The sequence below is a fragment of the Mycobacterium colombiense genome (assembly GCF_001672755.1).
In the GTDB taxonomy this organism is placed as follows: domain Bacteria; phylum Actinomycetota; class Actinomycetes; order Mycobacteriales; family Mycobacteriaceae; genus Mycobacterium; species Mycobacterium colombiense_C.
Genome location: NZ_LZKI01000013.1, coordinates 25,460 through 34,827, shown reverse-complemented (window position 1 = coordinate 34,827; position 9,368 = coordinate 25,460). Strand labels below are relative to the sequence as shown.

At 69.0% G+C, this 9,368-nt stretch carries 9 protein-coding genes; 3 read left to right on the top strand and 6 right to left on the bottom strand.

Going from position 1 to position 9,368, the window contains the following annotated elements:
- From A5708_RS02310 to A5708_RS02285, 6 genes are all read right to left on the bottom strand, one after another.
- A partial coding sequence (locus tag A5708_RS02310) for an iron-sulfur cluster assembly scaffold protein (protein WP_196772500.1) occupies positions 1–195 on the bottom strand: 195 nt, incomplete at its 3' end.
- Positions 192–1,454 (bottom strand): cysteine desulfurase, encoded by a 1,263-nt coding sequence (locus A5708_RS02305; protein WP_065027080.1) that lies wholly within the window; start codon positions 1,452–1,454, stop codon positions 192–194. The genes A5708_RS02305 and A5708_RS02310, both read right to left, overlap by 4 nt.
- 1 nt (position 1,455) lies before the next feature.
- Positions 1,456–2,265 carry a Fe-S cluster assembly ATPase SufC gene (gene sufC / locus A5708_RS02300; protein ID WP_065027079.1) on the bottom strand — a complete coding sequence of 270 codons (810 nt, stop codon included), beginning with the start codon at positions 2,263–2,265 and terminating at the stop codon, positions 1,456–1,458.
- Positions 2,262–3,461 carry a Fe-S cluster assembly protein SufD gene (gene sufD, locus A5708_RS02295; RefSeq protein ID WP_065027078.1) on the bottom strand — a complete coding sequence of 400 codons (1,200 nt, stop codon included), beginning with the start codon at positions 3,459–3,461 and terminating at the stop codon, positions 2,262–2,264. Before sufD ends, sufC begins: the two co-directional genes overlap by 4 nt.
- Entirely contained in the window at positions 3,458–4,906 is a 1,449-nt protein-coding gene (sufB, locus tag A5708_RS02290; protein ID WP_065027077.1) for a Fe-S cluster assembly protein SufB, read from the bottom strand. Before sufB ends, sufD begins: the two co-directional genes overlap by 4 nt.
- On the bottom strand, positions 4,903–5,718 hold the full coding sequence (locus A5708_RS02285) for a helix-turn-helix transcriptional regulator (RefSeq protein WP_155765848.1): 816 nt from the start codon (positions 5,716–5,718) through the stop codon (positions 4,903–4,905). Before A5708_RS02285 ends, sufB begins: the two co-directional genes overlap by 4 nt.
- Positions 5,719–5,798: 80 nt before the next feature.
- Between A5708_RS02285 and mptB the strand changes: the two genes are divergently transcribed.
- From mptB to A5708_RS02270, 3 genes are all read left to right on the top strand, one after another.
- On the top strand, positions 5,799–7,505 hold the full coding sequence (gene mptB / locus A5708_RS02280; protein ID WP_065027075.1) for a polyprenol phosphomannose-dependent alpha 1,6 mannosyltransferase MptB: 1,707 nt from the start codon (positions 5,799–5,801) through the stop codon (positions 7,503–7,505).
- Positions 7,506–7,554: 49 nt separating this feature from the next.
- Entirely contained in the window at positions 7,555–8,520 is a 966-nt protein-coding gene (locus tag A5708_RS02275) for an ABC transporter ATP-binding protein (protein ID WP_065027074.1), read from the top strand.
- A gap of 77 nt (positions 8,521–8,597) precedes the next feature.
- Positions 8,598–9,308, top strand: a complete 711-nt coding sequence (locus A5708_RS02270) for an ABC transporter permease (protein WP_231117794.1) — start codon at positions 8,598–8,600, stop codon at positions 9,306–9,308.
- Positions 9,309–9,368: the final 60 nt, after the last annotated feature.

The window sequence follows — 9,368 nt, the reverse complement described above, 5'->3', positions numbered from 1 at the left end:
CTGCCCGTCATAGGACACGTCGGCGACCGTCTCGCCGTCCTCGGACAGCGCCACCCGCAGGGTGACCTCGTCACCGCAGACGGGGTTGACGTGAAACACCTGGGCGCCGAACGGCTCCCGCAGCCCGCGGTGCTGCGGGTGCTTGTAGTGATCCAGGATCACGTCCTGATACATCTGCTCGAGACGCAATGTCAGCCTCTCCCAAAGAAATCCAGAGCGCGGCGCACGCCGGCCACCAAGCGCTCGACCTCCTCGGCGGTGTTGTACACCCCGAAGGACGCCCGCGCGGTGGCCGCCAGGCCGAACCGGCGATGCAGCGGCATGGCGCAGTGGTGTCCCACCCGCACCGCGACACCCTCGTCGTCGAGCACCTGCCCGACGTCGTGGGCGTGCACGCCGTCGACGACGAAAGAGACCGGCGAGGCGCGATTCTCCATCGACACCGGCCCGACGATGCGCACGGCGTCGATGCCGGACAGGCCGTCGATCGCCGCGGCGACCAGCTGGTGCTCGTGGGCCTGCACGGCCTCCATGCCGAGGGCGGCGAGATAGCGTGTGGCCGCGCCCAATCCGACCACCTGCGACGTCATCGGGGTGCCGGCCTCGAACCGCTGCGGCACCGCCGCATAGGTGGACGATTCCATGGTCACGGCCTCGATCATCGAGCCGCCGGTCAAGAACGGCGGCAGGGCCGACAGCAGCTCGCGTCGTCCGTAGAGGACGCCGATGCCGTTGGGGCCCAGCATCTTATGTCCCGAGAACGCGGCGAAGTCCACGTCCAGGGCATGGAAGTCGACGGGCTGGTGCGGCACCGACTGGCAGGCGTCGAGCACGGTGAGCGCGCCCACGGCCCGGGCGCGGCTGACCAGCTCGGCCACCGGGGCCACCGCGCCGGTGACGTTCGAATGATGGGTGAAGGCGACGACTTTGACGTGCTCGTCGAGCTGCAGCGAGTCGAGGTCGATGCGGCCGTCGTCGGTGACGCCGTACCAGCGCAGGGTCGCCCCGGTGCGCCGGGCGAGTTCCTGCCAGGGAACCAGGTTGGCGTGGTGCTCGAGCTCCGTGGTGACGATGACGTCGCCGGGGCCGACCGCACGGTCGAAACGCTTGTCCCCCAGCACATATGACACCAGGTTGAGCGCCTCGGTGGCGTTTTTGGTGAACACCAGCTCTTGCGCGTCGGCGCCCACGAACGCCGCGACGTCGGCACGGCCCTGCTCGTAGGCGTCGGTGGCCTCCTCCATCAGCTGGTGCGCACCGCGGTGCACGGCGCCGTTGGACGTCAGCAGAAATTCCCGCTCGGCGTCGAGCACCTGCAGGGGTCGCTGTGACGTCGCGCCGGAATCCAGGTACGCCAACGGATTTCCGCTGCGCATGACGCGCTTGAGGATGGGGAAATCGGCGCGGATGGCCGCGACATCCAGGGGTGAGACCGCCGCCGAAGGTGTAGCCATGTCAGGCCCCGGTTGCCGCCGCTTGGGTGAAGCGGACGTAGCCGTTCTGCTCGAGTTCGTCGGCCAGCTCAGGACCGCCGGATTCGGCGATCCGGCCGCCGACGAACACGTGCACATATTCGGGGCGGATGTAGCGCAGGATGCGGGTGTAGTGCGTGATCAGCAGGACGCCGCCACGCACCGATTGGCCGGTGCCATCGTCCCAGCCGGCCTCGGCGTAACGGTTTACGCCCTCGCTGACCACCCGCAGCGCGTCGACGTCGAGGCCGGAGTCGGTCTCGTCGAGGATGGCGATCTTGGGCTTGAGCAGTTCCAGCTGCAGGATCTCGTGGCGCTTCTTCTCACCGCCGGAGAAGCCCTCGTTGACGCTGCGCTCGGCGAACGCCGGGTCGATCTCCAGCGAGCCCATGGCCGCCTTGACCTCTTTGACCCAGTGCCGCAGCTTCGGGGCCTCGCCGCGCACGGCGGTCGCCGCCGAGCGCAGGAAGTTCGACACCGAGACGCCGGGCACCTCGACGGGATACTGCATGGCCAGAAAGATTCCGGCCCGCGCACGCTCGTCGATGCCCATCGCGAGCACGTCCTGACCGTCGAGCGTGATGGAGCCCGAGGTCACCGTGTACTTGGGGTGACCGGCGATCGCGTAGGACAGCGTCGACTTGCCGGACCCGTTGGGGCCCATCAAGGCGTGTGTCTCACCGGATTTCACCGTCAGGTCGACGCCGTTGAGGATGGGGATCTCCCGCTCGGACTCGGCGGCGTTGGGGTTGACGACGCTGACGTGCAGATCTTTGATTTCCAGAGTGGTCATGAGGCTGTTGTTTCCGTCTTTTCCGTGATGGCCAGTTCGTGTTCGATGGCTGCGGTCAGGCGTTCCCGTATCTCGGGCACCGCGATCTTGGAGATGATTTCGGCGAAGAAGCCGCGGATGACCAGGCGGCGCGCCTGCTCCTCGGGGATGCCGCGGGAGCGTAGGTAGAACAGTTGCTCGTCGTCGAAACGCCCGGTGGCACTGGCGTGCCCGGCGCCGATGATCTCGCCCGTCTCGATCTCGAGGTTGGGCACCGAGTCGGCGCGCGCGCCGTCGGTGAGCACCAGGTTGCGGTTCACCTCGAAGGTGTCGGTGCCGGTGGCGTCGGCGCGGATCAGCACGTCGCCGATCCAGACCGTGTGCGCGTCGGGCAGTGCGGAGTCCGGATCGCCTTGCAGCGCACCCTTGTACAGCACGTTCGACTTGCAGTCGGGCTGGGCGTGATCCACCAGCAGCCGCGACTCCAGGTGCTGCCCGTCGTCGGCGAAGTACAGGCCGAGCAGCTCGGCGTCGCCGCCGGGACCCAGGTACCGCACGTTGGCCGTCATCCGGACCACCTCGCCACCGAGCGTGACGGCGACGTGGCGCAGCACCGCGTCCTTGCCCAGCCTGGCGTGCTGCATGCTGACGTGCACGGCGTCGTCGGCCCAGTCGGCCAGCCACACCACGGTGAGCCGGGCGGCGTCCTCGACGACGAATTCGACGTTGTCGGCCAGCGTTCCGCTGCCCCGGTGATCGATGACGACGACCGCCTCGGCCAGCTCGGCGACCCGGATCTGCAGGTGCCCGTAGGCCACCGCGCCCTCGCCGGGGCCGGTGACCGCGACACCGATCGGCTCGGCGATGCGGGTGTCGCGCTCGACGGTGATCAGGGTCGCGGAGTTGAACGACGAAAACGCTTGCGCGGCAACACGGTCGGTCGGTACACCACCCTGGCCGAGCCGCTCGTCGCCGCGGGAGACGGTCTCGACTCGCAGGCCGGGCTGCTCGCTGACGCTGATCCCGGCCTTGCCGGTGGCGCGGGCCGAGCCGTCGTGCAGGCCACGCAGCCGGCGCAGCGGGGTGAACCGCCAGATTTCGTCGCGGCCGTGCGGGACCTCGAACGCGTCCACATCGAACGAGGAGAACAACTCCCCCTTATTCAATGCGGTAAGCGAACTCCCCTCGACGGCCGAAGTCAGATTGTCGGCGGTCATCCGACAGCGCCCTCCATCTGCAACTCGATCAGCCGGTTGAGCTCCAGCGCGTACTCCATCGGCAGCTCTTTGGCGATCGGCTCGACGAAGCCGCGCACCACCATGGCCATCGCCTCGTCCTCGGTCAGGCCGCGGCTCATCAGGTAGAACAGCTGGTTCTCGCTGACCTTCGACACGGTGGCCTCGTGGCCCATGGTGACGTCGTCCTCGCGGATGTCGACGTAGGGGTAGGTGTCGCTGCGGCTGATCGTATCCACCAGCAGCGCATCACATTTCACGCTGGAGCGCGATCCGTGCGCGCCCTTGTTCACCTGCACCAGGCCACGGTAGGAGGTGCGGCCGCCGCCACGCGCCACGGACTTGGACACGATGTTGCTCGACGTGTTCGGCGCCAGGTGCAGCATCTTCGCGCCGGTGTCCTGGTGCTGGTCCTCGCCGGCGAAGGCGACCGAGAGCACCTCGCCCTTGGCGTGCTCGCCGGTCATCCAGACCGCCGGGTACTTCATGGTGACCTTCGACCCGATGTTGCCGTCGATCCATTCCATGGTGGCGCCGGCCTCCGCGCGGGCCCGCTTGGTGACCAGGTTGTAGACGTTGCTCGACCAGTTCTGGATCGTCGTGTAGCGCACGCGCGCATTGGGTTTCACGATGATCTCGACCACCGCCGAGTGCAGCGAATCCGACTTGTAGATCGGAGCGGTGCAACCCTCGACGTAGTGCACGTAGGAGCCCTCGTCGGCGATGATCAGCGTCCGCTCGAACTGACCCATGTTCTCGGTGTTGATCCGGAAGTAGGCCTGCAGCGGGATGTCGACGTGCACGCCCTTCGGGACGTAGATGAACGAGCCACCGCTCCACACCGCGGTGTTCAGCGCGGAGAACTTGTTGTCCCCGGCCGGGATCACGGTGCCGAAGTACTCCTGGAAGATCTCGGGGTGTTCACGCAGGCCGGTGTCGGTGTCGAGGAAGATGACGCCCTGGGCCTCGAGGTCCTCGCGGATCTGGTGGTAGACCACCTCGGATTCGTACTGCGCCGCGACGCCGGCGACCAGGCGCTGCTTCTCGGCCTCCGGGATGCCCAGCCGGTCATACGTGTTGCGGATGTCCTCGGGCAGGTCTTCCCAACTGGCGGCCTGCTTTTCGGTGGAACGCACGAAGTACTTGATGTTGTCGAAGTCGATGCCCTGCAGGTTCGAGCCCCAGTTCGGCATCGGCTTGCGGTCGAAGATGCGCAGCGCCTTCAGCCGAGTCTGCAGCATCCACTCGGGCTCGTTCTTCTTCGCCGAGATGTCGCGGACGACGGCCTCGGACAGGCCGCGCTGGGCGCTGGCCCCGGCGACGTCGGAGTCCGACCAGCCGTAGCCGTACCGCCCCAGGGAGGCGATCGCCTCTTCCTGGGTCAGCGGCGCGGTAGCCGTCTTGCTGGCCTCGGGTGTGAGTGTCATCGAGACGCTCCTTTGGTGCTCGTGGTGTGGTGGCGCGGGCTGGGCGCCGTATTGGATGCCTGAGTCAGGGGTACGTGCGTGGTGCAGGCGCAGTCGCCGTTGACGATGGTCGCCAACCGCTGGACGTGGGTGCCCAGCACCTCGGCCATGGCCTGCTGCTCGGCGTCGCACAGCTCGGGGAATTCCTCAGCGACGTGCGACACCGGGCAGTGGTGCTGGCAGATCTGCACGCCGTGGATCGGCCCGCCGACCTGCGTGGTGGTGGTGACGTAGCCCGCCTTGGTCAGCGCGGTGGCGATCCGGTCGGCCGCCGCCTCGACGTCGGTGTCCGCCGCGCTGTCGGCCGCGGGGACGTCGGCCAGGATGCCGTCGATGCGCTGCCGGGCGAAGGCCTGCACCGCCTCTTCGCCACCGATCTCGCGGAGTTGCCGCATGGCCGCCGCCGCCAGGTCGTCGTAGGCGTGGTCGAGCTTGGCCCGCCCGGCCGCGGTCAGTCGATAGCGCTTCGCGGGACGCCCGCGTCCTACCTGCTGCCACGCCGCGGCCGCAGTGGACTCGGCATCACCGGCCTCGATCAGGGCGTCGAGGTGGCGTCGCACGCCGGCGGCCGCCAGGCCCAGCCGGTCACCGATCTCGCCGGCGGTGATCGACCCGGATTCCAGCAGCAGGCGCACGATCGCGCGGCGGGTGTGACCATCCGGCACCGGCGCGCCGACGTCCGCCGCGCCGGTAACGGCGTCGGCGGCCCCATCGAGCCTGGTTCGGATTTTCACAACACCAGTGTGACGCAATTCCGGGGATCGGTCTAGCAAGGGTCCCCTGTCATGGCGTTGCGCTGCTCACACTAACCGCGAGGCAGCGACCCATTTCATCCGGCGGCTACGCTGCTCTGATGGCAGCCCGCCACCACACGCTGAGCTCATCGATCGCGAGTCTGCACGGCGACGAGCAGGCGGTGGGTTCGCCGCTGAACGATACCGAGCTCACCGCGCTGCGCCGCACCCGCCTGTTCGGCGCGACCGGCACGGTGGTGATGGCCATCGGCGCACTCGGCGCGGGCGCCCGGCCCGTCGTGCAGGACCCGACGTTCGGCGTGCGGCTGCTCAACCTGCCGTCGCGCATCCAGACCGTGTCGTTGACCATGACGACCACCGGCGCGGTCATGATGGCGCTGGCCTGGTTGATGCTCGGCCGGTTCGCGCTGGGAAACCGGCGGATGTCACGCGGCGACCTGGACCGCACCCTGCTGCTGTGGGTGTTGCCGCTGTTGATCGCTCCGCCGATGTACAGCAAGGACGTCTATTCCTATCTGGCGCAGAGCCAGATCTCGTTGGAGGGTCTGGACCCCTATCGGGTGGGCCCGGCGTCGGGCCTGGGCCTGTCCCACATCTTCACGCTCTCGGTGCCGACGCTGTGGCGCGAGACGCCCGCCCCCTATGGGCCGCTGTTCTTGTGGATCGGGCGCGGCATCTCCGCGATCACCGGGGAGAACATCGTCGCCGCGGTGCTGTGCCACCGGCTGGTGGAGCTGCTGGGCGTGGGACTGATCGTGTGGGCGACCCCGCGGCTGGCCCGGCGCTGCGGCGTCGCCGAGGTCAGCGCGCTGTGGCTGGGGGCGGCAAACCCGCTGCTGATCATGCATCTGGTGGCCGGCGTGCACAACGAGGCGCTGATGCTGGGTCTGATGCTGGCCGGGGCCGAATTCGCGTTGCGCGGCATCGACGCACCGCGGTTGCTGCCCGTGTCGTGGAAGCGGTTGGGTCAGGACTGGGAACCGCTGGGGATGCTGGTCGCCGGTTCGGTGCTGATCGTGTTGTCGTCGCAGGTGAAGCTGCCGTCGCTGCTCGCGCTGGGTTTCGTCACGATGGCGCTGGCCTACCGCTGCGGCGGCACCGTGCGCGCCCTGTTGCTGACGGGCGGCGGCATGGCGGCGTTGTCGCTGGCGGTGATGGCGCTGGTGGGCTGGGCCAGCGGCCTGGGATTCGGCTGGATCTACACGCTGGGCACCGCCAACGTGGTGCGCAGCTGGATGTCGCCGCCGACGCTGCTGGCGCTGGGCACCGGCCAGGTCGGCATCCTGCTGGGCCTAGGCGATCACACCACCGCCGTGCTGGGGCTGACCCGCGCGATCGGCGTGCTGATCATCACGGTCATGGTGGCCTGGCTGCTGCTGGCCGTCTTCCGCGGCCGGCTGCACCCGATCGGCGGCCTGGGCGTCGCGCTGGGCATCACGGTGCTGCTGTTCCCCGTCGTGCAGCCCTGGTATCTGCTGTGGGCCGTCATCCCGCTGGCCGCCTGGGCGACGCGGACCGGCTTCCGGGTGGCGGCCATCGTCATCAGCCTGGTCGTCGGGATCTTCGGCCCGACCGCCAACGGCGACCGGTTCGCGCTGTTCCAGATCATCGACGCGACCCTGGCCAGCACCGTCATCGTCGTCGCGCTCATCGCGTTGACCTACACCCGCCTGCCGTGGCGCCGCTCGCCGGGCCAGGACACCGAATCCGACGGCGAACCGGTCAACGACACGGCGACGACGCCGCCGACTCCGCCGACCCCCCGCCCGGCGCCGGCACATGACGCCTACGCTGATTCCACGTGAGCCGCGCCGACGACGATGCAGAGCGAAGCGATGAGGAGGAGCTGCGCTCGTGAGCTCGGCCTTTCCAGAATCGCGCGAATCCCCTGACGCAGTGGTGCGGCTGCGTGGGGTCACCAAGAAATACGGATCCGGCACGACGGCCGTCGAGGCGGTCTCCAATCTCGATCTCGAGGTGTACGCCGCCGAGGTGCTGGCCCTGCTCGGTCCCAACGGCGCCGGCAAGACGACGACGGTCGAGATGTGCGAGGGCTTCGTGCGCCCGGACGCCGGCACCATCGAGGTGCTCGGCCTGGACCCGATCGCCGACAACGCCCGGCTGCGAGCCCGGATCGGGGTGATGCTGCAGGGCGGCGGCGGCTACCCCGCGGCCCGGGCGGGCGAGATGCTCAACCTGGTGGCCGCCTACGCCGCCGACCCGCTGGACCCGGCCTGGCTGCTGGACACGCTGGGCCTCACCGACGCCGCCCGCACCACCTACCGGCGGCTCTCCGGCGGCCAGCAGCAGCGGCTGGCGCTGGCGTGCGCGCTGGTCGGCCGCCCCGAACTGGTGTTCCTCGACGAGCCCACCGCGGGCATGGACGCCCACGCGCGGCTGCTGGTCTGGGAACTGATCGACGCGCTGCGCCGCGACGGCGTCACGGTGGTGCTGACCACCCACCAGCTCAAGGAGGCCGAGGAGCTCGCCGACCGGCTGGTGATCATCGACCACGGGGCGACGGTGGCCTCCGGCACGCCCGCGGAGCTGATGCGCAGCGGGGCCAAGGACCAGTTGCGGTTCAGCGCGCCGCCGCGCCTCGATCTGTCGTTGCTGTCCGCCGCCCTACCGGAGGACTATAAGGCCACCGAGGTGACGCCGGGCGAGTACCTGGTCGAGGGGCACGTCGATCCCCAGGTGCTGGCCACCGTCACGTCCTGGTGCGCGCGGATCGACGTGCTGGCCACCGACATGCGCGTCGAGCAACGCAGCCTCGAGGATGTGTTCCTCGACCTCACCGGCAGGAAGTTACGGCCTTGACGGACAACGAGATTCCATCGAGCGTGTTCCCCGCGGGCACCTTCGCTCCCGATCCGCGGCCCAGCGCGGTGCCGAAAATGCTTGCCGCGCAATTCGGTTTGGAACTCAAGCTGCTGCTGCGCAACGGCGAACAGCTGTTGCTGACCATGTTCATCCCGATCACGCTGCTGGTCGGGCTCACGCTGCTACCGCTCGGTTCGTTCGGCCAGCACCGCGCGGCGACCTTCACCCCGGTCATCATGGCGCTGGCGGTGATCTCGACGGCGTTCACCGGGCAGGCGATCGCGGTGGCCTTCGATCGGCGCTACGGCGCGCTCAAGCGGCTCGGTGCCACCCCGCTTCCGGTGTGGGGCATCATCGCGGGCAAGTCCCTGGCCGTGGTCACCGTGGTGTTCCTGCAGGCAATCCTGTTGGGCACCATCGGTTTTGCGCTGGGCTGGCGACCCACGCCGGCGGCGCTGGCGCTGGGCGCGGCGGTCATCGCGCTGGGCACCGTGGTGTTCGCGGCGCTGGGGCTGCTGCTCGGCGGGACGCTGCGCGCCGAGATCGTGCTGGCGGTCGCCAACCTGTTGTGGTTCGTCTTCGCCGGGTTGGGTGCGCTGACCCTGGAAACCGGAATCACCCCGGCGGCGGTGAAACTCGCGGCCCGGCTGACCCCGTCCGGCGCGCTCACCGAGGCGCTGTCGCAGGCGATGACCATGTCGCTGGACTGGTTCGGGGTAATCGTCCTGGTGGCGTGGGGCGCGGTGGGCGCGCTGAGCGCGCTGCGCTGGTTCCGCTTCACCTGACCTCCGCGCGACCGGCCGTACTACAGGTCGTAGTTTTCGGTGCCCTAGGATCGGGCCCGT